Here is a 24,253-nt window from a genome sequence, read left to right as displayed (position 1 = left end):
ATTTTTATTATTTATCAGCTGAAACTCCATCAGTCTTAATAATGAACTTAACGTTGCTGTTTACTCCATCTGCTGTCTTAGTAAATGTTGTATAATCCTGAGCTGCTCTTGAAGTTGCGTTTATTCTGTTAACTAACTTCTTAACATCTCCGTTGTATGATGAAATAAGTTTCTGAATTGCTTCATCATTGAATTCTTTCATTCCATCTTTAAGTTCATTTGCACCATCATCTAACTTACTTACGCCATCACTAACAGTTGTTGTTGCTTCATTTAACTGTTTTGCACCTTTGTTAAGAGTATCATTGTTTGCAACTAATTTGTCACTACCTGTTTTTAACTTCTTAACACCTGACTTTAATGTTGGCATGCTATCATTTAATGTTCCTACACCTGTGTAAAGTGGAGAAATAGCTTTTTCATATAAAGTTTCAATTCCTGAATCTAATGATTTTGCACCATCTTTTAAGTCTGAGCTTCCTGATACAACTGATGATAAACCTGATTTAATCTGGCTTGCACCTTCAGATACTGATTTTGCTCCGGCTGCTAACTGCTTTGTGCTGCTTGCTACGCTTGTCATTGTAGTATCCAATGTATTTACACCTGTTGCAGCTTTTCCGGCTCCTGTTGCCAATTCTTTAGCACCATCCTGTAATTCTTTTAAATCTTCTTTCTTAGCTGAAACATTGTCTGCTACTTCATCCATAACTTTCAATGAAGCTACAGCTTCTGATAAAGAATTAACATTTTCTGTTGTTTTTGTAAGAACCTTTGCTGCACTCTTTGCATCTGTAACACCATAAGCATCAAGTCCTGTATAAGTATCTGCTGCAATTGCTGTAAGAATTGCAGTCTGAAGTTTCTTAGCATCTTTTAATGCTTTGTCAGCCTCATCGTATGACTTAACTCCGGCTTTAGCTAATTTTGTATAAATTCCTTTTTCCTGCTCTGCGATTGTGTTTCCAAGTCCGTTAATTGTGTCAGCTACTTCATCAACACCTGCGCTTACTTTCAATGCTCCATTCTTCAAATCTGTCATTGAAGTATTTAATATTGAAACCTGACCTGCAATTGTTGTTACACCATTGCTTAATGTTTCCATGTTAGTGCTTACAGTATTACTTCCTGTAGCTAATGTATCTGCACCTGTTGATAACTTATTAACACCTTCATTTAATGTCTTACTTCCATCTGCAAGTGCTTTAGCACCACCACGGATTGTCTTTGAATTTTCTTTTGTTCCAAAGTTTGTATAAATAGCATCTACAGCTTTTTTAACTGACTTCATGCCTTTTACAAGTTTTCCTGAAGATTTATATAATGTATTAATTCCTGAACTTACCTGACTTACACCGCCTGTATATGTTGCAATACCATTTTTAAGTGTAACCATTCCTGACTTAAATTCAGGCATATTGTTATTTAATGTATCAAGTCCTTCAGCTAAATCACTTGAACCATCCTGCAATTTTCCAGCTGCATCATCGATTTCATCAACTTTTTCATCTAAATCTGATAAGTCAATATCGCTAATGTCAAATCCTTCATTACATAAAGCAACTGTCATTGTCATATCGAGACTGAAGTTTTCAACATCTGCTGTCATTTCTACATAATCAGGAATTTCAACTTCATCATCACTTAAATCAAGATTGTCTTTCATTCCAGGCATTGCCATACCAACTACAATCTGATTCTTACCATCAGAAATTACCTTACCATTCTTAACATCTACATTCTGGAAATCATCATTTAATATCATTCCTGAAACTGCGATAAACGGTACATAAATTTCTTCTTCTGCTCCATTTACGTCTGCTTTAACTTTTTCGTTATTTGTGTAATCAAATCTTACAGTAACTTTTCCACTCTTTCCGGCGATTTCATCTGCTGTCATTTCTTTTCCGTCTAAATAATATGTTATTTTAACATTAACAGGAGTTTCTTTTTCTGTAGTTCCCTGATAATAAATATCATTTCCTTTTGCTTCCCATTTGATGTTTTCGCCATCTTTTGTAAATGTTTCATCTCCATTTACATTCTTAATATCTTTCAAATCAGATTTATCTACAATAACATCTTCTCCTGCTGCATTTTTCAAATGATCACTTACGATTGTGCTTGTAGCTTTACCTGTGTTATCAGCAATTACATATACTGTTTCATCTTTGCCTATTTCTTTTTCTGAAACTGAGATAACATTATCAATTGCATCTTCTAACTCGCTCTTGTCATCACTATTTACATCTGTCTGAGTTTCTTCTGTAGAAACATCCTCCGGATTTGCAAATGTTGTATATCCATATGTTGATGCACCTGCAACAACAACTGTCATTGCACATGCGATTGTTCTTATTATAAACTTCTTACTAATTAAATTTGATTTTCTCATAGCGAACCTCCTACTTATTTGAAACTAACTCTTTGTTAATGAAACCTTTACTTGTTTTAATTATTAATTTATCAAATATCATAAATAATGATGGTAAAACAAATATAACTACTATCATACTTATGATTGCTCCTCTTGCCATTAAGTTACATAATGAACTAATCATATCGATATTAGAATACATACCTACACCGAATGTAGCTGCGAAGAAACTTAAAGCACTAACTATAATTGACTGCATGGATTCTGTAAGTGCCTTTGTAATGGCTTCCTTCTTACCTAATCCTGAGTATCTTCCATTCTTATACTTTGTTGTCATAAGAATTGCATAGTCAACTGTTGCACCTAACTGAATTGTACCAATTACGATTGATGCAATGAATGGCAATGTTGTTCCTGTGTAATACGAAATACCCATATTCATACAAATAGCTGCCTCAATAACTGCTACCAAAATGAATGGTAATGAAATTGATTTAAATACGAATAATATAATTACAAATACCATTGCAATTGAAAGCGCGTTAACTACTTTAAAATCGGTATCTGTTGTTTCAATTAAGTCTTTAGTACAAGGTGCTTCACCTATTAACATTCCATGCTTGTCATAACTCTTTATTATTTTTTCCAACTGAATACACTGTTCATTTACTTCATCTGAAGCCACCGCATATTCAGAACTAATTAATAAAAGTTCATATTTATCATTAATCAAATCTTCTGAGAGATTCTTCGGAATGATATCTCTTGGTATTGACGGACTTAATATTGAATCAATACCTAATACTGTTTTAACTCCATCTAAGTCTTTCATCTGATTAATCATCTTATTTGCATCTGCCTGTGAAAGACTGCTGTCTACCATTGCGATATGAGTTGCACCCATTGCATACTGTTCATCCATCTTAGTATTTGCTGTAATACTTGGAAGTGTCTTTGGTAATGAACCGACTAAATCGTAGTATACTTTGTTGTTCTTGTAACCAAATGCTGCAGGTACTAATAATATTAAGAAAATAATTATGCAAATAGTTCTTCTCTTAATAACTGTTTTACCAATTCTACCTACATCAGGGATAATTGGTTTATGTCTTGTCTTCTGAACAAATTTATCAAAGATTAAAAGCATTGATGGTAAAATTGTTACACATCCAATTACACCGAATACTACACCTTTTGCCATTACCACACCAAGGTCTAAACCTAATGTAAATGTCATAAAGCATAATGCAATAAATCCGGCAATTGTTGTTATTGAACTTCCTGTTACTGAAGCAAGTGTTTCACTAATTGCATTTGCCATAGCCGTATTATGATCATCCGGCGTTTTTTCACACTGTGCTTCATAACTGTGCCATAGGAAAATTGAGTAGTCCATTGTAACAGCCAACTGAAGTACTGCTGTTAACGCTTCTGTTAAATATGACATTTCACCTTGAATGAAATTTGTACCAAGGTTATAAACAATTGCCATACCAATTCCAAGTAAGAAGAATAATGGTGCTGCTGCTGAATCCATTGTTAACTGTAAAATTATAAGTGAAAGGATTGCTGCGATAATTACATAAATTGGAATTTCATGCATTACCAAATCTTTAATATCTGTAACTACAGACGACATACCACTTATATAACAATCTTTAGATGCAACTTTTCTTAATTCTTTTACTGCATCCATTGTTTCATCTGAAGACATTGATGAATCATATAAAACAATCATTAATGTGCTGTCAGCATCTTTATTATTGAAAAATTCCCGGATATCATTTGGAAGAACATCCATTGGAACTGTAAGGCCTGCAATTGAGTCATACCAGATAACTGATTTTACATGTTCAACTTTCTCCATGTCCTTTCTCATTGCTGATATATCTTTTTCATCCATTCCTTCAACTACACATAAAGAAAAGGCTCCTGTTCCAAATTCATCTAACAGAATATCCTGTCCTTTCATAGTTTCCATATCCTGTGGTAAATAGGATAAAATATCGTAATTAATTCTTGTTGTTATAAAACCAAATGCAGAAGGTATTAATAAAAGTAAACTGATAACAAATATCAATACTCTGTATTTAACAACTTTTTGTCCGAATTTTTTCATTCTTATCACTTCACCTTTCTTATTTTTCTGCACTCAGTATAAAAAAAAAGACCGAATACTTAAATATTCAATCTTTTTTCCATGTCTTTTTTAAATATACAAATCCATTAATTTGTATATTTGTTTTATTCAACTATAATGCCATTGTATTTTTCACATGACACTTTTTACTTAAAAGAAATCTGTCATCTGTTTAGTCATCATATATTCATAAGCTGCTGCAATTTCCCTTGGTGGAATATTCATTCCTGACTTTATCCATTCTATAACAATATAACACATTGACTGTGCGTAAAACTGTGCAACCCTCTCATACGTAATCCACGGATGAGCCTTATCCATCTTAGGTCCCTTTTTCTCCATAATTGCAAGTAGTATCTGTCTTACACAATCCTCTGCAATGCTCTGCAATGAATTCTGTCCTTCTAACTTTACTGCATTCATATAAAAAGGCTTGTCCTTTTCTAATGATGTAAACATTAAAACAACCGCTTCATTAAACATACCATTCTCAATTAACGGAGCTGCCGGCCTTATAATCTGCTCCATAACTATCCATTCTATCAGTTCATATTTATCTTGAAAATGATTATAAAATGTTGGTCTGATTACTCCTGCTTTATCCGTAATATCTTTTATGGTTATTTTTTCGATAGGATGTCTACTTGCAAGTTCCTTGAAACTTTCTGCCAACGCTAAATCAATTGCCTGCCTTCCCTGTCCTGTCATATTTTCCTCCTAGTGTTTCACACGCATTCTCTGTTCACTCTCTCCATAATATTCACAACTATGGCTTAGTATAACACGTTTCCACTTTTTTTCAACCTGTGTTATAATTATAAAGATAGTAAAATTATACGATTTAATCATATATTTACGGAGGATTTTAAAATGAATAAAATAACAAGTTTTACAATAAACCACCTGAAATTATTACCGGGTGTCTACGTTTCAAGAAAAGATAAAGTAGGCGATAATGTTCTTACAACATTTGACCTTAGAATTACCCGTCCAAATTATGAACCTGTTATGAATACTGCCGAAATTCATACAATAGAACATCTTGGTGCAACTTACCTTAGAAACAACTTTGAGTGGGGTGATAAAACTATATATTTTGGACCAATGGGATGTAGAACAGGTTTCTATATGATTCTTGCCGGAGACCTCACTTCTAATGATGTATTGCAGCTTGTAAAAGATATGTTCCTATTTATAAAGAACTATGAAGGCGATATTCCGGGTGCAAGTGCAAAAGACTGTGGAAATTATCTTGATTTAAATTTATATATGGCTAAATTTATTGCTGCAAAATATTATGACATTTTATCAAATATTACTCCTGAGCAATTAGTTTATCCTGAATAAAATATATTGTTATATATAACAAAGACCCTCTTACCTTATTTAATAAGAGGGTCTTTACTATTACTATTTTAATTTCATTAATTTACAATTTTCTATACCTGCATCCCAAAACTTGCTTAAAGGAAGGTTTCTAATCTGACACACAATACTTGAATTCATTGCTCCATGCCCTACAATAAGAACATCTTTTCCTTCATTTAAATCAGGCATAACAACTTCTTTAAGGAATTCTCCTGTTCGTTTAAACAACTCATAAAATGTTTCGCCTTCCTTAACTCCTTTGTATTTTTCAGGTTCTTTAAAAAATGTACGAATAGGACTATCTGTCGCTTTCGCCGGATTTTCCATTCCTTCATATATTCCAAAGCTCATCTCTCTTAATCTCTCATCATATATAATAGGAACATTTCTTCCTTCAAGAACTAATTTAGCTGTTTCTTTCGCTCTTACTAAAGGTGAACAATAACATACATCAAAATTAATATCTTTATATTTTTCCCCGGCAATTTTTGCCATCTGTCTTCCTTCTTCATTTAATGGTATATCTGTTCTTCCCTGAAGTTTATGTAATTCATTCCATTCAGTTTTTCCATGTCGCATTATGTAAAGCATTTTTGCCTCCTAAACTATGCTCTTCCTTCCGGTAATTTCTTTATGATTGTATTATAAATCCTTATTAAAAATGTAAGTGATACTGCCAACGAAATAATTTCTGCAATTGGGAATGACCACCATACTGCATGTAATCCGCCTACTTTTGCAAGAATATATGCTGCCGGTACTAAAACAAATAACTGACGCATAATAGAAACTATCATACTAAATACCGCTTTTCCTAAAGCCTGAAATACTGTTCCCGCAACGATACAGAACCATGCAATTAAGAAATGAATTCCTATTATTCTAAGTGCCGGTATACCAATTTCTAACAGCTGTTGTGAAGAATTAAACATTCCAAGAAGTACCTGTGGTATTGCTTCAAATGCTATAAATCCAACAAACGTCAGACAAAATGCTACTGCCATACTTAATTTAATGGTATGAATCATACGTTTTCTCTGCTTTGCTCCATAATTATAAGCAATAATAGGTGTAATTCCGTTGTTCAATCCAAATACAGGCATAAAGAAGAAACTCTGTAATTTGAAGTAAACACCAAAAACAGCCGTTGCCGTCGATGAAAATTCTATTAAAATGCGGTTCATGCAATATGTCATAATTGAACCTATTGACTGCATAATAATAGATGGAACACCTACTGCATATATTGTTCCAATAATTTTTAAGTCCGGTTTAAATCCTTTAAAGCTTAATTTAACATCATGATTATATTTATGATTACATGCGGCTGCCACAATTCCTGCAACACACTGTCCAATAACTGTCGCAATCGCCGCACCTGTAACACCCATTTTTGGTGCCCCAAATAAACCGAATATTAAAATAGGGTCTAAAATAATATTAGTTACTGCACCTGTAAGCTGTGATGTCATGCTGAAAATAGTTCTTCCTGTTGATGTTAATAAACGTTCAAAGAAAAACTGTGTAAATAACCCAAATGAGAAAATCATAACTGTACTCAAATATTCAATTCCCATTTCCATTATTTCAACATCTGCATTGCCAATCTGACTTAAATAAAAAGGTTTAACAACACTAAATCCTAAAATCAAGAATAAAATATAACTTAAAATATATAATACTGCTGCATTTGCCGCCGTGTCATTTGCCTTTTTAAAATTCTTTTCTCCCAATGACTTTGATAATAAAGCGTTCATACCAACTCCGGTACCTGCTCCCACTGCAATTAACAATGTCTGTAATGGAAACGCTAACGAAACTGCTGTCAACGCATTTTCTGACAATTTGGCAACAAATATACTATCCACAATATTGTACAATGCTTGAACAAGCATTGATACCATCATAGGCAATGACATATTAAAAATCAGTTTACCTACAGGCATTGTTCCCATTTTATTTTCTTCTTTTACTTCTGTTGCTATTTCCTGACTCATTTTTCCTCCAAGCTGCTATCTCATGATCATTAAAATATTAAGTATATAACAATCTATAATAATTCTAGTTTAATAATTTTTTAGTTCCAATCGAGTACTATAACACAAACCTTTTTAATAGACAACTATTTTAATTACAGCCAGTACAAACAAGTGAACCGGATAGAAAAGGTAGAAAAACCATTTCCATTTATATTTTCCTCTTTTTCCATTATAAAAGGCAATAGGAATAACACTTAAACTTCCAAGCCATTGAATACCCAAAGAATAAAATCCCATATTAAATACCATATTTCCAATTGCTTTTCCTATATGATATTCTCTAAATGTATAGAAAAAGAATATAAGTAAAATTCCTGTATAACTGTATGTAACCTTTAGTATATATGCAAGTCCCATGGCTCCAAATACGGCAATTAACTGGGTAATCCAGTTTAATGTACCAAAACTAAATACTTTTAATAAGATTTTTGGATATATTATTCTGAACATTGATATACTATATAAAATCCATATCATTACATAGCCTAATAATAATGTAACCATTACGCTCTGTCCTGACAGACTTATAAAATGTCCGTGTATCATATCATAAGGCACTTCCGAAATTATGGAGAATAATACTAACATATACAGATGCTTTTTCTTATTTTCTGTATGGTAAAATCCTTCAACCAGCAAAAAACAGTAAATAGGAAAACTCAGCCTTCCAATACTTCTCATTACCATATATAAACTACTACCTTGCGCTAAAAAAGCCATAGCAATATGGTCAATAAGCATAGTCACTACAGCTATAATTTTTAAGGTAAATGAGGATAGTCCATATTTGTCCAAATCAATATACATCCTCATTCCTTTTTTATTTAATTCTTGAAAATTCATAGATTATGTATAAGCCAATTACACTAAATTGTAATTGGCTTTTCCTTTCCAATATTATTTTGCAATTAAAATTGCCACGCTCCTTGGTTGGGCAGTAAATGTTCTGTCACCATCATAAACTGTATTTGAGTCAGTTGTGCATAATAATTGCCATTTTTTCTTTTTTCTTGCTGATGGGATTCCAAATTCCTGTGGTTCCCAATGCATATTATAGGCTAGATACACATCTGCCTCTTCGTTTCTTCCTGCCTCCATGGCATATGCTCCGCAATACATAGCAGAAAAATGTCTGTTAATATGTGCGAAATCCGGATACCACGCTTTACTTCCATGATATGACATATCAGGAAGTCCGTATGATTTATAATCCATTAGTCTTAATTCTTCAGGCATATGTAAAATCTTATGTTCTTTTCTAAACTTTATCAGTGCCTTTGTATATACAAATATTTCTTTTGCACACGCATTAGTATTCCAATTTGTCCAGGAAATTTCATTATCAAGGCAATACGGATTGTTATTTCCCTTCTGTGAATTACACATCTCATCACCTGCATAAATCATAGGCACTCCCTGACTAAGTAATACTAAGGCTAAAGCATTTTTCATCTGCTTCTTTCTAAGGTCCATAACTTTTTTCTTACGGGTCTCACCTTCAAATCCACAATTCCAACTGTAATTATAAACAGCTCCATCCTTATTATTTTCACCATTGTCTTCGTTATATTTTCTATCATACGAAACCATGTCAAATAACGTAAACGTATTATGATTTGCCACATAATTTACATATGCTGCTCCCGGTGGATTTGCTTTTATCTTATATGAAATGGTATTAAGCATATCTTCATCCCCTTTAAGGAATCTTCTTGCTGAAACCATAAAATCGTCATTAAAATTAGCAAGATTCTTTATTTCCGGTCTGTCATTGTAAAAATCTGTATCTGTAGCGAAACTATATGTAAATATCTTTGTATCTGATAACAAATTATCTGTCTGAATCATCTTCATAACCGCAGGCTCACAATTTGCATGAATTCCATCTATATGGTAACTCATAACCCAATAATGAAGGCAATCTAAAATTAGTGTTGGATTCGTTCCTTCCGGGAAGAAAAATTCCATTGAAACTTCTATTCCGTTCTTATGAAGTTCCTTTACCATATATTTAAATTCATCTACTTCACCGCCTGATTTATTAGCATAAGCGTAAGAAGCCTTTGGAGAAAAAATATATCCATCGGTATATCCCCAATAATTTAATTTTTCATTAGGAATACTAAAGCTGCCTTTCATTGACGTCGGCTGTTTTTCAACATATACTTCATTAAATTCATATGCCGGCATAAGTTCTATCATTGTAATTCCAAGTTCCTTTAAATACGGAATCTTATCTACAATTCCAAGATATGTTCCCGGATGCTTTGACTTTGCACTCTTATGCTTTGTAAACCCTCTTACATGCAAACGATATATTATTGTTTCATCGAACGGATAATGCAAAGGTCCGTCACCTTCCCAATCATAATCATCATCTATAATTGTTCCTCTTAAATTTTGTGGCTGTACTCCCCATTCTTTCTTTCCTGATAATGATTTCGCATACACATCTGTCACAATCTCACCATCTACAAGAAAATTATAATCATATTTTCTATAATCCAAACCTTCTACTGACATTGCATGAACATTGCCTATAACCTGAGAAGCCTCAAATGATAATTGTTCTTCTTTTCCTGTCTCTCTGTCATAAAGAATCACTTTACACTGACTTGTATTCTTTGCGGTAATTGCAAAATTAACTTTATTTCCAATTACGCTTGCCCCCATTATTAAAGGGTTTCCTCTTGTGATTTTTATATTAGTTATATCCATGCTGCCTCCTTGATTTGCTGACCATTTTTATCATAAAAATCTGTAAGTAAACTTAAGCTTTTGTTGTTTACGCAATACATTATTGCTTATTACAGACCCTAATACAAATGTAATTATATCATAGTAAAAATATAAGAGAAACCTTGAATTTAATTTTACATCCTTATAATTTTATTTTTCATTGTCACAATTGCTATTTTTCAAAATTTTATTTTCCTATTTATATGTATTTTTCACCGTTGCTTTAATACATAAAAACTGATATACTCTAATTTACGGAAAATTTTTGAGTATTATAAATTCATGAGAGGTAATATTAAATGATAAGTACAAGTAATGTTTCATTGAGATTTGGCAAGAAAGCCTTATTTGAAGACGTAAATATTAAATTTACACCGGGTAACTGTTACGGATTAATTGGTGCTAACGGTGCCGGTAAATCAACATTTTTAAAAATTCTCACAGGTGAACTTGAGCCAACAAGCGGTGAAGTTATTATAACTCCGGGTGAGCGTCTTTCATTCTTAAAGCAGGATCACTTCCAGTATGATGAATATACTGTTCTTGATACTGTTATTATGGGTAACCAGAGATTATACGAAATTATGAAAGAAAAAGATGCCATTTATGCAAAGCCTGATTTTAGTGATGAAGATGGAATCCGTGCTTCAGAATTAGAAGGTGAGTTTGCAGAAATGAACGGATGGGAAGCTGAAAGTGATGCCGCTACTCTTTTAAATGGTTTAGGTGTAGATACAGAATACCATTACAGCACAATGAAAGATTTAAACGGTAATTTAAAGGTTAAAGTATTACTTGCCCAGGCATTATTTGGTAACCCTGATATTCTTCTTCTTGACGAACCTACAAACCACTTAGACTTAGATGCTATCGGATGGTTAGAAGAATTCTTAATCAATTTTGACAACACAGTTATTGTTGTATCTCATGACAGATACTTTTTAAATAAAGTCTGCACTCAGATTGCAGACATTGATTATGCTAAGATTCAGCTTTATGCCGGAAACTATGATTTCTGGTATGAATCAAGTCAGTTAATCGTTAAGCAGATGAAAGAAGCTAACAGAAAGAAAGAAGAAAAAATCAAAGAATTGCAGGACTTCATTCAGCGATTCAGTGCTAATGCTTCTAAATCAAAACAGGCAACATCAAGAAAACGTGCTTTGGAAAAAATCGAACTTGACGACATTAAACCATCAAGCCGTAAATATCCATATATTGATTTCCGTCCTGCCCGTGAAATTGGAAATGAAGTATTAACTGTAGAACATTTATCAAAGACAATTGATGGTGTTAAAGTATTAGACGACATCTCATTTGTAGTTGGACATGAAGACAAAATCGCTTTTGTAGGTTCTAACGGACTTGCTAAAACAACATTATTCCAGATTTTAGCAGGCGAAATGGAACCTGATGAAGGTTCATATAAATGGGGAATTACGACTTCACAGTCATATTTCCCTAAGGACAACACAAAAGATTTCGATTGTGACGACATTATTGTTGACTGGTTAACACAGTATTCTGAGATTAAAGATCCTACATATGTAAGAGGATTCCTTGGAAGAATGTTATTTGCCGGCGAAGACGGTGTTAAGAAAGTTAGAGTTTTATCCGGTGGTGAAAAGGTTAGAGTTATGTTATCAAAGCTTATGATTTCAGGTGCTAATGTTTTAATTATTGACGAACCTACTGACCATTTAGACATGGAAAGTATTACAGCACTTAACAACGGATTAATCAAATTCCCTGGCGTATTATTATTCTCTTCAAGAGATCATCAGGTAGTTCAGACAACAGCTAACCGTATCATTGAAATTGTAAACGGTAAATTAATCGATAAAGTTACTACTTATGATGAATATCTTGAAAATGACGAAATGGCAAGAAAGCGTACTGTATATACAATGGACGGTCAGGATTCTGATAACTAATTTAGTATTACTACGATATATTGTTAAATATCATTTTCATTACAATTCATATTACTTTTATGATGTAATAGAATGGAGAATATTATGAGACCTGCAACTATAATGTTGCCTCCCGGAGATATGGAGGCAATAGGAATTATAGAATTTGTTCACGGTATGTGTGAACACCGTAATCGTTACAACCATGTACTTAAATATTTCAGTGATAAAGGATTTATCTGTGCAATTGCAGATATTAAAGGACACGGAGAAAATGTTCTTACTCCTGACGACTATGGATATTTTGGCGAAGATGGTTACAAGGGACTTATTCAGGATATTGACGACTATACTACATTTTTAAAAAGAGAATACCCTAATCTTCCATTAATTTTAATTGGTCACAGTATGGGTTCTCTTCTTGTAAGAGGTTACATTAAGAAACATTCAGAGAAAATTGATGCTTTAGTTGTATGTGGTTCACCATCTGAAAATTCATTTACAGAATTAGGTAAAATTCTGATTCGCGTTATGGAGGTTTTTGTTGGCAACAGATACAGAAGTCCTTTTATTTCAAGGATGTTAAACGGACCATTTGAAAAACCATTTAAAAAAGATGGAATTAAAAACGCCTGGTTATGCAGTGACCTTTATGAGGTTGACAAATATAACAAAGACGAAAGATGTGGATTTGATTTCACACTAAACGGCTACTACTCATTATTTTCTTTAATGCAGTATGTCTACAATAAAGATGGCTATAAAAATAAAAACCGTGATTTAGAAATAATGTTTATCTCCGGTGATGATGATCCTTGCAAAATTAACGATAAAAAATTTAAAGAATCCGTACTTCTTTTAAAGAAAAGAGGATTCCAGAATACTTTTTCAAATACCTATCCCGGTATGAGACATGAATTATTTAATGAACCGGGTAGAGAAGAAGTTTTTGATGATATTTTAAAATTTATAGAAATTAAACTTGGAATTGAAACTTCAAGAGAATAAATATAAAACCTCCTGTGATATTAAGATGTATCACAGGAGGTTTTATATTATTTTAATTACTTTTTTACCTCATTCAACTATTTATATATTCCTTATCCATGCATTTGCCAAATCCATCCAGCATTCACATTCCTTTACTACTCCATATCCGTCAGAACTCATTGTAAGTTCTCCTGCTGTTCCGATTCCATGCGCTCCGCCTGCAAACACATGTAATTCTGTAGGTATATTATGCTGTCTTAATGCTGTTGCAAACATTAATGAATTTTCTACTGGTACTGTCTCATCATCAAAGCAATGCCATATAAAAGTCTGTGGAGTATCATTGTTCACATATTTTTCCATGGACATTTTATAATTAAGTTCATCAAATCTGTCTCCTAAAAGGTTTTCTATTGATTCCTTATGTCCATATTTACCTGATGATATAACCGGATAACACAAAATCTGTGCATTAGGTCTGCATACTTCATTTCCATTTGCCCTGTTATTTGTAAACTGTGCTTTATTCCATGAATTTCCATAACTTGCAACCAAATGACCACCCGCTGAAAATCCACAGGTAATTATCTTATCTGCATCTATGTAATATTTGTCAGCATTTTCCCTAAAATACTTAACAGTTGCTGCTAACTGTAACAATGCTGTTGGATAAACTGCCGGTTTTACCGAATATCTTAATACTGCAGCATGATATCCCATAGCCATGAATTTTAAAGCAATTCCTTCAGCTTCTCTATCAGACGTCATCTCATAACCGCCACCCGGACATATAATAATCAATGGTCTTAATCTTCCATCATACAATTCTTCTGAATTGCCAATCATATATGTAGTTATCTCAGCTGTTGGATGATGCTCCCCTATCTTTACACTAATCTTTTTGTGTATCATATTCTTTCCTTTCCCTTTGAAAATTCAAAGTATTTTCATCCGTCATAAAATTATATTTCTAATAATTTCCTAAAATCTGCATATTTAACGCCTCCGCATTAATACCACTTAAAGCATTAACAACTCCCGGCTGGTCTGATTTTCCTTCAAATTCAACGTAAAATCTGTATTCCCATTTCTTTCCCGGAACCGGTCTTGATTCAATTCTTGTCATATTCAAATCATTATAAATAATATGTGAAAGCATTGTATACAATGAACCACTTTCATGCGGCATTTCAAAACTTATACATATATTATTTGCTTCACGTCTTGCAATCTTTCTACGGCTTACTATTATGAACTTTGTTGTATTTATACTGCTTTGATTTACATCTTCAGCTAAAACTTCTAATCCATATAGCTTAGCTGCATTTTTGCTTGCAATACATGCCCTTGTATTATCTTTTTCCTGAGATATAATCTGTGCCGCAATTGCAGTATTAGCACAATTTACTTTATTCCATCCGTATTCATCAATAAATTTGCTACTTTGCATTAACGCCTGTGGATGAGAATAAACTTCTTTAATTGTTTCTAAAGTTGTTCCTTTTACCGCACTTAAACAGTGGCTGATTTTTACATCAAATGAATCAACTATATAATTTTCAAATTCAACCAGTAAATCATATACATCTGTTACAATTCCTGCTGTTGAATTTTCAAATGGAAGTACAGCATAATCTGCAACTCCATCTCTTACTTCTTTCATTGCCTGTTTAAAAGTAAGTACATTGTGGTATGTAGCATTGTCACCAAAATAACTCATAGCTGCCTGCTGACTGTACGCTCCGTCAATTCCCTGATATACCACCTTAGCATTTTCCATCGGAAGTTTGCTTATTATATCAAATCCAATATCATTATTTATTCCTTCTTCTGTCAAAAGCTTATACTGAAGTTTTCTACTCATTGACATTATCTGTTCAAATAATTCTTCAATGCTATGAGCATAAAATTCATCTGAAGCCATTGATTTAAGAACTGCTATTTTTTCCAACTCTCTTTTTCTATCTAATACAGGCTTTCCTGTATAAAGTTTATACTCTGCAACTTCCTTGCAAAGTTCCATTCTCTCTTCAAATAATTCTATAATCTGTTTATCTACGCGATCAATCTCGCCTCTTGTTTCTTTAAGATCTAACATAATAGTACCTGCTTCTCTATGATTTATTTTCTCATTGCACAGCCCTGACATCCTGCACATCCCGAATTAACATTTTCTGACTGTCCTCTTAATTCATCTAAAAGCTGTTCTGCTGTCTTTTTACTTATTGGATTTATTGCATATGGCGCAATCTGTACTAATGGTTCTAACACAAATTCCCTTTTATGCATTTCTCTATGTGGAATAAACAAATTGCTGTCTGCAACTATTTCATCATCATATAAAACAATGTCCACATCTAATGTTCTTGGTCCCCAGTGAATTTCTCTTGTTCTATTAGCTGCTGCCTCGATAGCATTAACAGCCTTCAATAATTCCTGTGGAGAATATAATGTTTCAATTTCAACACATCCGTTTAAGAAATCATCCTGTTCTACCGGACCATAAGGCTTTGTCTGTATAAACTTGGAAATTGCTCCTACTTTGCAGTTTTCATCATCATATAGCATATCTACAGCCTGATTAAGATATCCCTCTTTATCACCTATATTTGAGCCTATGCTAAGATATGCCTTATGCCACTCTCTGCTCACACTTACAGCCACATTTCCAAATGGTAATTTAATAGGGGCATTTGGCTTATTTATAGTAAAATCTACTTTTCTTATTTTCGGAAATTCTTTTAATAATGCCCTTGTTGTCTGCTCAGCAACTGCCTCAATTAAATCAAATCTGTTTTCAGTTAAAAACTTATTTATAAATTTACATGCTTTTGCATAATTAACCGTATCCTCTAAATCATCGCTGAGTCCCGGTGTCATTACATCTGTATACAGATTAGCATCTACATAAAATTTCTGACCATCTCTCTTTTCTTCTTCATTACATCCATGATATGCGAATATCTCAAGTTGCTCTATTCTAATAATGTCCATAAATACTCCATTAATATATTTAAAATTAGATTAATCTTCTATAATAATAGTGACATAAATATAATGCCGGGATCAAAAACCTCAACTTTGATGTCACTTTATTTCTTATTCATTTACATTAAATATTATCTTATCTTTGATTGCAAATAGCCTGAGCCATCAAAAGTGCCTGATAATTATCTCTTACATCATGTACTCTGAATATTCTGCAACCTCTTTCATATCCGATAACAGTTGTAGCACATGTTCCAACACTTCTTTCAGGTGCAGGAATATCTAATGTAAGACCGATAACTGATTTTCTTGAAGTTCCAAGAAGCACAGGGAATCCAAGATTTACTACCTTGTCACATTCATTAATAATCTGAAGATTATGTTCGTATGTTTTACCAAAACCTACTCCCGGATCAAGCACTATCTGGCTGTCATTTACACCGTTTCTTCTTCCTATATCAACACTTTCTTTTAAGTCATTTAATAAATCTTCAACGTAATTATCATATTCTGCTTTAGGTCTGTTATGCATTACACATGCTGCAACATCTGTTCCTGCTATTGATTTTGCTACTTCCTCATCATATTTAAAGCCCCATATATCATTAATCATATCTATTCCGGCCTTTACACCTGCTTTAGCAACATTTCCTTTATAAGTATCAAGAGATACTGCTATATCAAAATTATTTTTTATTGCTTCAATAATAGGTACAGTTCTTTCTATTTCCTCTTCGTCACTTATCTTTGTGTATCCCGGTCTTGTAGATTCTCCACCTACATCTATTATCTTTGCACCATCTCTAATCATCTCTGCTGTATGCTTTAAAGCTTTGTCTATTGAATTAAATTTACCACCATCTGAAAATGAATCAGGTGTTACATTTAAAATTCCCATAATAACAGGTTCGTTGTCTAAATCAAAATAATATTTTCCTATTTGCATTGTAAAACTCCCATAATTTCTCTTTTCAATTCTTTATCTGCATTAAATTCACCTCTTGAAGCAATTGTAATGGTTTTGCTTCCCGGCTTTTTTATTCCTCTTGCTGACATACACATATGCTCAGCTTCAACTAAAACTAATACACCCTTTGCATCCAAATATTCCATAAGAGCATCTGCTATCTGATTAGTCATCTGTTCCTGAATCTGAAGTCGTCTTGCATACACTTCGACAGTTCTTGCAAGTTTGCTTATTCCTACCACTTTTCCATTTGGAATATACGCTATATGTGCCTTACCGTAAAACGGCATTAAATGGTGTTCGCAAGTTGAATAGAATGTAATGTCTTTTTCAATAACAACATCACTATTATCACACGAAAATGTTCTTGCTAAATGTTCCCCGGGATCCTGATTCATCCCTGAAAGCAGTTCCTCATACATACGTGCCACACGGTTTGGAGTATCCACTAACCCTTCTCTTGTTACATCTTCTCCAATACCCTCTAACAATAATGTAATCGCCTGCTCAATTTTTTTCTTGTCAAACATGTCAATCTCTCCTTCCGGCTTTAACTGTTTGCGTCATTAATAATATTTTTCAAATCACCTAAGTACGATAAGGAACCAAAAGCAAGTATCATATCTATTTCATTATTTCTGTACAATTTTTCTGCTTCCTTTACTGCTTCTTCTAATGTTGGTTCAAATATCACATTCTTATTAGAATCGGCAACCGCCAAAGCTAACGCTTTACCATTAAGTGCTCTTTTATTATCTGGCGTAATTGTAAAAATCTTTTTGGCTAAACCTGCTACAATTTTTATTTCCTTACTGTAGTCCTTATCCGCCAACACTCCCATTATAAAGGCTATTCTTTTATTTGTAAAATACATTTCTATAGATTCTTTAAGCTTAACTGCCGCTCCAGGATTATGAGCACCATCAATTACAATAAGCGGAGACTCATTTATTATCTCCATTCTTCCAGGCCATTTTGCATTCTTCATTCCTTCTATTATATTTTCATCCGAAATATTATACCCTTTATTTCTTAAGACTTCTAACGTTTCAATAGCTGTACAGGCATTAATTAACTGATATGCTCCCATCATTGATATTTTAATAGACAGTTTTGTATCATTTGCCGTTACATAGTCAAATGAAGTTATATACCCATCTATCTTTATGTTGTAAGGTTCATTTGCTACAACAACTTTGCTATTTTTAATTTCTGCCTTAGACTTTATAACATTTATTATGCTTTCATCCTGATTTGCCACTACTACATCACTGTTTTCTTTAATTATTCCAGATTTAACCCTGGCAATCTCTTCTATAGTTTCTCCTAAAAACTGCATATGATCCAGACTAATCGATGTTATAACACTGCATAATGCTTCCTTTTCCACATTGGTTGCGTCTGTCTCTCCACCCATACCTGTTTCTATCAAAACTATGTCACAAGGCTTGTTTGAAAAATATAAATAAGCCAACGCTGTTTCAACCTCAAACGATGTAGGGTGGTGCTTTCCTTTTCTTACCATTCTTTCACAAGCCATATTTACCGTTGTTATATATTTTGCAAATTCTTCTTCAGTTATATTTTTCCCATCAAACTGAATTATTTCTCTATACTCAAATACTGCCGGAGAAGCATATCTGCCAACATGATACCCTGCCTGTAAAAGCACATTCTGTACAAATGTAAAAACTGAACCTTTTCCGTTTGTTCCCGCAACATGAACTATTTTCACTTTATCCTGAGGATTTCCAAGTTCACCAAGCAGTGTTTTTATAGTATCTAATCCTAATATGCTTCCATATTTTGTAGTTTCTTCAACAAATTTTCTTGCTTCACTATAATTCATAATCTTCTCTCTTTTATATCTAATCTTATTCTATATTTTGCATTTTTCATAATAAAGGTTTCATAACAAAAATTACATTTTCTATACAATAAAAGTTGCAGCAAATATGCTGCAACCTTTATTATATCATATGATGTTGGGGTCAAAAGGTGTTCTGCCCCTATGATACACGGATTTCTTCGCACTTCGTGTTCCCGAAATCCTAAATACATTCTAAGGTGTAGAAGTTGTTTCTACTGCACTTGTAGTCTCTGCAACTGTGCCTGACTCTCCAGCCTGCTGTGTCGTCTGACTTTCATCAGCCTTAAGATACTCAGCTTTAAGATAGCCCTGCTTGTCACCATACTGTACCTGATACCATTCTCCTTCGTTATTTAAAACTGTAACAGCTTTTCCTGAAGGTACCTGTGTTATAATCTCAGCTTCTGTGCTGGCTGACTGTCTCAAATTTAATGTATCTGTAGTGTACATTGTAAGTACCGCCTGTGTTGTTTCTTCAACAGTAGTTGGTTCCTGAGTTGTTGTCTCTACCACAGGTGTTGTAGTAGGTACTTCATTCTTTTTCTTACTTCCTCCGGAAGCAATCTTTGAGATAATTATTATCAGAACAATTAAAACAACTAAAGCTATGCCACCAATCATAAAAATCTGATTTCTCTTTCTGATTTGTTCTTCTCTGGCCTGCTCAGCTCTTTTCTTTCTTTCTAAAATTCTCTGCTGTATCTCATCATCATAAGTTCTTGGCATATTAACTCTGCCTCCTTTTTAAGATGCAATTTATTCTTCTGCATCCTCTTCTTCTGCATAAATCTGTTCAAATACTTCTGCTACCATTTCATATTCTTCATCATCAGGTATAGATTCAATTGAAGGTGTTCCTTCTTCATCTTCATAATGACGATAAAATTCTACTGAAAAATCTGGCTTATCTTCTTCATAATCATCAGATACTGCTACATAATCCTGACCTTCAATCTCAAAAATGCCAATTACTTTGTAATCTACTTCTGAGCCATCATCAAATTCTATTGTTACATACATATCCATGTCATCTTCATCATCTTCAAACTGTTTTCCCATAGTTCACCTCTATTAATTATATTTTTAATACCACTACTTTATCAAAAACCGCCTAAAATTGCAATGCTTCTCCCACAAACTGCGACATTTGCATTGTATTTCCAAGATTTTGCCGCATTCCAAAAATGTGCAGTTTTTTCTTTGTTCTTGTCATTGCAACATAAAATAATCTTCTTTCTTCTTCAACTTCATCCTGTTTTATCGCCCTTGCTGAAGGAATAAGGCCCTGATTTGCATCAACTATAAAAACCACCTCAAACTCAAGCCCCTTAGCACTATGCATTGTAATTATATTTACTCCCTCACACTCTTTTGCCGTCTCATTATCAATTGCATGTTTCATCCATGCTTCAACTGTTTCATATTTCTGAGCATCATACTGAATTATATTTATTATATCAGATAATTTTGAAAATTTTATGCCTTTTTCTTTTGAATACTGTTGCAAATATTTTTCATAATTGCATCCGTTCTTTATATACAAAACGCAGGCTGCCGGATTCATTCTTCTTATCATTTTAAAATGAAACTCTAAGTTTCTTATGTTATTCATTATCTCGTCATTATGCCCATATATCTTTTTCAGATTATAAAAATTCATATTATTGTCATTCATAACCTGTCTGCTTATATACCTCACAGGCTTATTCATAATTCTTACTAAATCTTCATTTTCACAAATAGGTTTATTCAAATCTGAATAGGCACATCTTACATACGATAATATATCTTTTCCCACCGAATTATCGTATATGCTTTGTTTTTTCTTCTTTACGCTGGAATTAATCCTATAATCCGAAAACACATTTTTTATTGAAGGAATCTGGCTGTTATTTCTTACAAGTATTGCAATGTTTTTTAATTCAATTCCTGCCTTTTGATATTGATTTATTTTCTTTGCTATATATTCAAATTCTTCTTTTTGATTGTAAAATATCCTCACATCAGGTTTATTTATATCTTTAAATTTTTTATTTGCAATAATTTTTTTACTAAATCTTTCTTTATTATTTTCAATGAGACTTAACGACATCTGTAAAACTTCCTCCGGACATCTGTAATTGATGTTTAACAAAATTTCTTTACAATCAGGAAAATCCTTCTTAAAATCAAACATCAGCCTTGGTACAGAACCCCTGAATCCATAAATTGCCTGGTCATCATCCCCTACTATAAAAACATTATTTCTCGGAGTTATTAACATTTTTATATTTTCATACTGCATTTTATTAATATCCTGAAACTCATCTATTAATACATATCTATATTTATCCCGCCATTTTTGTAATGCTTTTTCATCATTTTTAAATATTTCATTACATATAATTACCATGTCATCAAAGTCTATATTATTATTTTCTCTCAATTCACAATTATACTCAGCATAAATCCTGTCAAATTCTTCCTTTTTGCACACTAATGATTCGTATTCATCTAAAGGTATTCCATTCCCCTTTACTTTGCTTATTTCTCCGATTATACATCTTGTAAACTCCATCAAATCATTAGTCTGTACTTTTAATCTGGCAACTATCTCCTTGATAATATCTGCCTTATTCTGCTCTGTTAATATCGAACACTTTCTTCCATTACTATCTTGTATAATCCTATAAAATATACTGTGAAATGTTCCAAACGAAACAGGATAAGTTATTATTTCGTTTCTATTACTATCAGATTCATTCATCAGATTCGTAAATCTTTCCTGCATTTCTACTGCTGCTGCCTTCGTAAATGTAACTACAAGAATATTATCAGGACTTACTCCTTCCTCTATAAGTTTCTTTGTTCTTCTGGTAATTACCGTTGTTTTTCCACTGCCAGGACCCGCTAACACTAATGCAGGCCCATCAATATGATTTATTGCCTCTAACTGACTTTCATTAAACATATGTCACCTTTCGCGGCATCTCTCTTTTTAGATGGTATCATATTGTATATATTCTTTCAACAGTAATTTTGCCTACTTATTTTTTGCCGAACTAAAATCCATATCCAAAAAAGCTACTATCACACCATGCGGTAATGATAATAACTTTTTATTAGTTTTCGACTTTTTTATATTTTAGTATATGCTTTATTATAATAGTCTCATTTGGCCATAAAATATGGGCACACCGCCTCAAAGCGATATACCCATATTTTTATATACTATGCTTTTAACATTTCAATTCCTTTTTTAATTCTTGCTAAGGATTCTTCCTTACCAATAACTTCCATTATTTCAAAAGCTCCGGCAGGTGTCATCTGCTTTCCTGACACTGCTGTTCTAAGTGGCCATAAAGCCTGACCATTCTTGCATTCCTTCTTAGCAATATATTCAAATACTACATCATGAAGATTCTGTACTGAATAATCGTCTGTAGCTTCTAATATTGGTAATAATTCCTCTAATACTTCTAATGAATTTTCAGAATTTGTTTTCATCTTCTTATGTGTGTACATAGCCACATCATATTCAGGTAATTCTTCAAAGAAATCAACCATTTCAGGAATTTCAGGGAACACTTCAATTCTTGTTTTTACCATATCAAGAATCTTCTTTAAATCGTAATCCTTTGTAATTACTTTCTTTATATATGGCATTGCAAGTTCATAATACTTGTCATTATCCATCGCCTTAATATATTCACCGTTCATCCATTTTAATTTAACAATGTCAAATACAGATGGTGATTTATTTACCTTATGATAATCGAATTCTTTAATCAATTCATCTAATGTAAAGATTTCCTTGTTATCTTCAGGGCTCCATCCAAGAAGTGCTATATAATTAACAATTGCCTCTGAAACAAATCCCTGCTCAAGTAAATCTTCATATGAAGAATGTCCGCTTCTCTTGCTTAACTTCTTGTGATTTTCATCTGTAATTAATGGCAAATGAACGTACTTTGGTGATTCCCATCCAAATGCATCATATATTCTCTGATACTTTGGTGATGATGAAATATATTCATTTCCTCTTACTACATGTGTAATCTCCTGAAGATGATCATCAATTACATTTGCAAAGTTATATGTTGGATATCCGTCAGACTTAATTAAAATTATGTCATCTAATTCCTTATTTTCAACTGTTATTTCACCATAAATTTCATCAACAAAAGTTGTTGTTCCTTCTGTTGGCATATTGAATCTGATAACATATGGCTTTCCTGCTGCAAGATTAGCCTCTACTTCTTCTTTTGATAATGAAAGGCAATGCTTGTCATAAACTGTAATTTCCTTATCAGCACCTTCTTCTACCTTTGTCTTTAAAGATTCAAGTCTTTCCTTGTCACAGAAACAATAATATGCATCTCCCTGCTCAATAAGCTGCTTAGCATACTTAAGATAAATTCCTGATGCCTGACGCTCACTCTGAATATAAGGACCATATCCCTTATCTTTATCAGGTCCTTCATCGTGTATAAGACCTGTAGATTCCAATGTTCTATAAATGATGTCTACAGCACCTTCAACATAACGTTCACGGTCTGTATCCTCAATTCTTAAAATAAAATCGCCACCTTCATGTTTTGCGATTAAAAATTCATACAATGCTGTTCTTAAATTTCCTACATGCATTCTGCCTGTTGGGCTTGGTGCAAATCTTGTTCTAACCTTTGACATTTTCTTTCTCCTCGATTTAAGTATCTCTTTTTACACACTAATTTTATTATAGTTTATTTTTTATAGGTTGTCTATTGATTCGTATGACAGGTTAAAGATTTTTCTATTCCTTTATTTATCATATTTTACGTCAAAAAAGATGTCATTACACTCTAAGCTAAAAGCTATCTATGTAATAACATCCTTTTTAT

20 protein-coding genes are annotated in these 24,253 nt (G+C 32.9%); 3 read left to right on the top strand and 17 right to left on the bottom strand.

Features of this window, described 5'->3' with window-relative positions:
* Positions 1–7 precede the first annotated feature (7 nt).
* The 3 genes from CCC31_RS10435 to CCC31_RS10425 all read right to left on the bottom strand — a co-directional run bounded on the left by CCC31_RS10435 (position 8) and on the right by CCC31_RS10425 (position 5,225).
* A complete protein-coding gene (locus CCC31_RS10435) occupies positions 8–2,395 on the bottom strand; it encodes a hypothetical protein (RefSeq protein ID WP_290851426.1) in 2,388 nt (795 codons plus the stop codon).
* 10 nt (positions 2,396–2,405) lie between these two features.
* Positions 2,406–4,496 (bottom strand): MMPL family transporter, encoded by a 2,091-nt coding sequence (locus CCC31_RS10430; RefSeq protein WP_290851424.1) that lies wholly within the window; start codon positions 4,494–4,496, stop codon positions 2,406–2,408.
* A gap of 171 nt (positions 4,497–4,667) precedes the next feature.
* A complete protein-coding gene (locus CCC31_RS10425) occupies positions 4,668–5,225 on the bottom strand; it encodes a TetR/AcrR family transcriptional regulator C-terminal domain-containing protein (RefSeq protein ID WP_290851422.1) in 558 nt (185 codons plus the stop codon).
* 162 nt (positions 5,226–5,387) lie between these two features.
* On the opposite strand from CCC31_RS10425, the gene CCC31_RS10420 reads away from it, so the two are divergent.
* Entirely contained in the window at positions 5,388–5,864 is a 477-nt protein-coding gene (locus CCC31_RS10420; RefSeq protein WP_022089392.1) for an S-ribosylhomocysteine lyase, read from the top strand.
* 63 nt (positions 5,865–5,927) lie between these two features.
* Here the strand turns inward: CCC31_RS10420 and CCC31_RS10415 are convergent, their stop codons facing one another.
* From CCC31_RS10415 to CCC31_RS10400, 4 genes are all read right to left on the bottom strand, one after another.
* Entirely contained in the window at positions 5,928–6,476 is a 549-nt protein-coding gene (locus tag CCC31_RS10415; protein WP_022089393.1) for a histidine phosphatase family protein, read from the bottom strand.
* Positions 6,477–6,490: 14 nt separating this feature from the next.
* Entirely contained in the window at positions 6,491–7,882 is a 1,392-nt protein-coding gene (locus CCC31_RS10410; RefSeq protein ID WP_117910013.1) for an MATE family efflux transporter, read from the bottom strand.
* 114 nt (positions 7,883–7,996) lie between these two features.
* Positions 7,997–8,731 (bottom strand): TraX family protein, encoded by a 735-nt coding sequence (locus CCC31_RS10405; RefSeq protein ID WP_290851419.1) that lies wholly within the window; start codon positions 8,729–8,731, stop codon positions 7,997–7,999.
* Positions 8,732–8,821: 90 nt separating this feature from the next.
* On the bottom strand, positions 8,822–10,642 hold the full coding sequence (locus CCC31_RS10400) for an alpha-amylase family glycosyl hydrolase (protein ID WP_290851417.1): 1,821 nt from the start codon (positions 10,640–10,642) through the stop codon (positions 8,822–8,824).
* Positions 10,643–10,962: 320 nt separating this feature from the next.
* Here CCC31_RS10400 and CCC31_RS10395 point away from each other — a divergent pair, with 320 nt between their 5' ends.
* Together CCC31_RS10395 and CCC31_RS10390 are read left to right on the top strand one after the other, a co-directional pair.
* Positions 10,963–12,597, top strand: coding sequence for an ATP-binding cassette domain-containing protein (locus tag CCC31_RS10395; RefSeq protein ID WP_022089397.1), 1,635 nt, complete (start codon positions 10,963–10,965; stop codon positions 12,595–12,597).
* A 72-nt stretch (positions 12,598–12,669) separates the two neighbouring features.
* Entirely contained in the window at positions 12,670–13,584 is a 915-nt protein-coding gene (locus CCC31_RS10390; RefSeq protein ID WP_117910010.1) for an alpha/beta hydrolase, read from the top strand.
* A gap of 81 nt (positions 13,585–13,665) precedes the next feature.
* On the opposite strand, the gene CCC31_RS10385 is transcribed toward CCC31_RS10390, so the two are convergent.
* The 10 genes from CCC31_RS10385 to gltX all read right to left on the bottom strand — a co-directional run bounded on the left by CCC31_RS10385 (position 13,666) and on the right by gltX (position 24,062).
* Positions 13,666–14,478, bottom strand: a complete 813-nt coding sequence (locus tag CCC31_RS10385; protein WP_290851414.1) for an alpha/beta hydrolase — start codon at positions 14,476–14,478, stop codon at positions 13,666–13,668.
* Positions 14,479–14,536: 58 nt separating this feature from the next.
* A complete protein-coding gene (locus tag CCC31_RS10380; protein ID WP_290851412.1) occupies positions 14,537–15,664 on the bottom strand; it encodes a bifunctional chorismate mutase/prephenate dehydratase in 1,128 nt (375 codons plus the stop codon).
* A gap of 23 nt (positions 15,665–15,687) precedes the next feature.
* On the bottom strand, positions 15,688–16,560 hold the full coding sequence (gene folK, locus CCC31_RS10375; RefSeq protein WP_117910009.1) for a 2-amino-4-hydroxy-6-hydroxymethyldihydropteridine diphosphokinase: 873 nt from the start codon (positions 16,558–16,560) through the stop codon (positions 15,688–15,690).
* 130 nt (positions 16,561–16,690) lie between these two features.
* Positions 16,691–17,500, bottom strand: a complete 810-nt coding sequence (folP, locus tag CCC31_RS10370; protein WP_290851410.1) for a dihydropteroate synthase — start codon at positions 17,498–17,500, stop codon at positions 16,691–16,693.
* Positions 17,491–18,051 carry a GTP cyclohydrolase I FolE gene (gene folE / locus CCC31_RS10365; RefSeq protein ID WP_022089406.1) on the bottom strand — a complete coding sequence of 187 codons (561 nt, stop codon included), beginning with the start codon at positions 18,049–18,051 and terminating at the stop codon, positions 17,491–17,493. The genes folP and folE overlap by 10 nt, the downstream gene beginning before the upstream one ends.
* 20 nt (positions 18,052–18,071) lie before the next feature.
* Positions 18,072–19,370, bottom strand: coding sequence for a folylpolyglutamate synthase/dihydrofolate synthase family protein (locus CCC31_RS10360; protein ID WP_290851407.1), 1,299 nt, complete (start codon positions 19,368–19,370; stop codon positions 18,072–18,074).
* Positions 19,371–19,583: 213 nt separating this feature from the next.
* A complete protein-coding gene (locus CCC31_RS10355) occupies positions 19,584–20,117 on the bottom strand; it encodes an SH3 domain-containing protein (protein ID WP_147586214.1) in 534 nt (177 codons plus the stop codon).
* A 30-nt stretch (positions 20,118–20,147) separates the two neighbouring features.
* Positions 20,148–20,450 (bottom strand): DUF1292 domain-containing protein, encoded by a 303-nt coding sequence (locus CCC31_RS10350; RefSeq protein WP_022089409.1) that lies wholly within the window; start codon positions 20,448–20,450, stop codon positions 20,148–20,150.
* 52 nt (positions 20,451–20,502) lie between these two features.
* Positions 20,503–22,341, bottom strand: a complete 1,839-nt coding sequence (locus CCC31_RS10345) for an ATP-dependent helicase (RefSeq protein ID WP_290851404.1) — start codon at positions 22,339–22,341, stop codon at positions 20,503–20,505.
* A 260-nt stretch (positions 22,342–22,601) separates the two neighbouring features.
* Positions 22,602–24,062: a glutamate--tRNA ligase gene (gene gltX / locus CCC31_RS10340; RefSeq protein WP_022089411.1), complete on the bottom strand. Its 1,461-nt coding sequence runs from the start codon at positions 24,060–24,062 to the stop codon at positions 22,602–22,604.
* Positions 24,063–24,253: the final 191 nt, after the last annotated feature.

The organism is Eubacterium sp. LMAG:50 (assembly GCF_008680265.1).
Taxonomy (GTDB): domain Bacteria; phylum Bacillota; class Clostridia; order Lachnospirales; family Lachnospiraceae; genus Eubacterium_U; species Eubacterium_U album.
The sequence above is the reverse complement of the archived record's forward strand: the minus strand, read 5'-3'. Positions and strand labels throughout refer to the sequence as shown.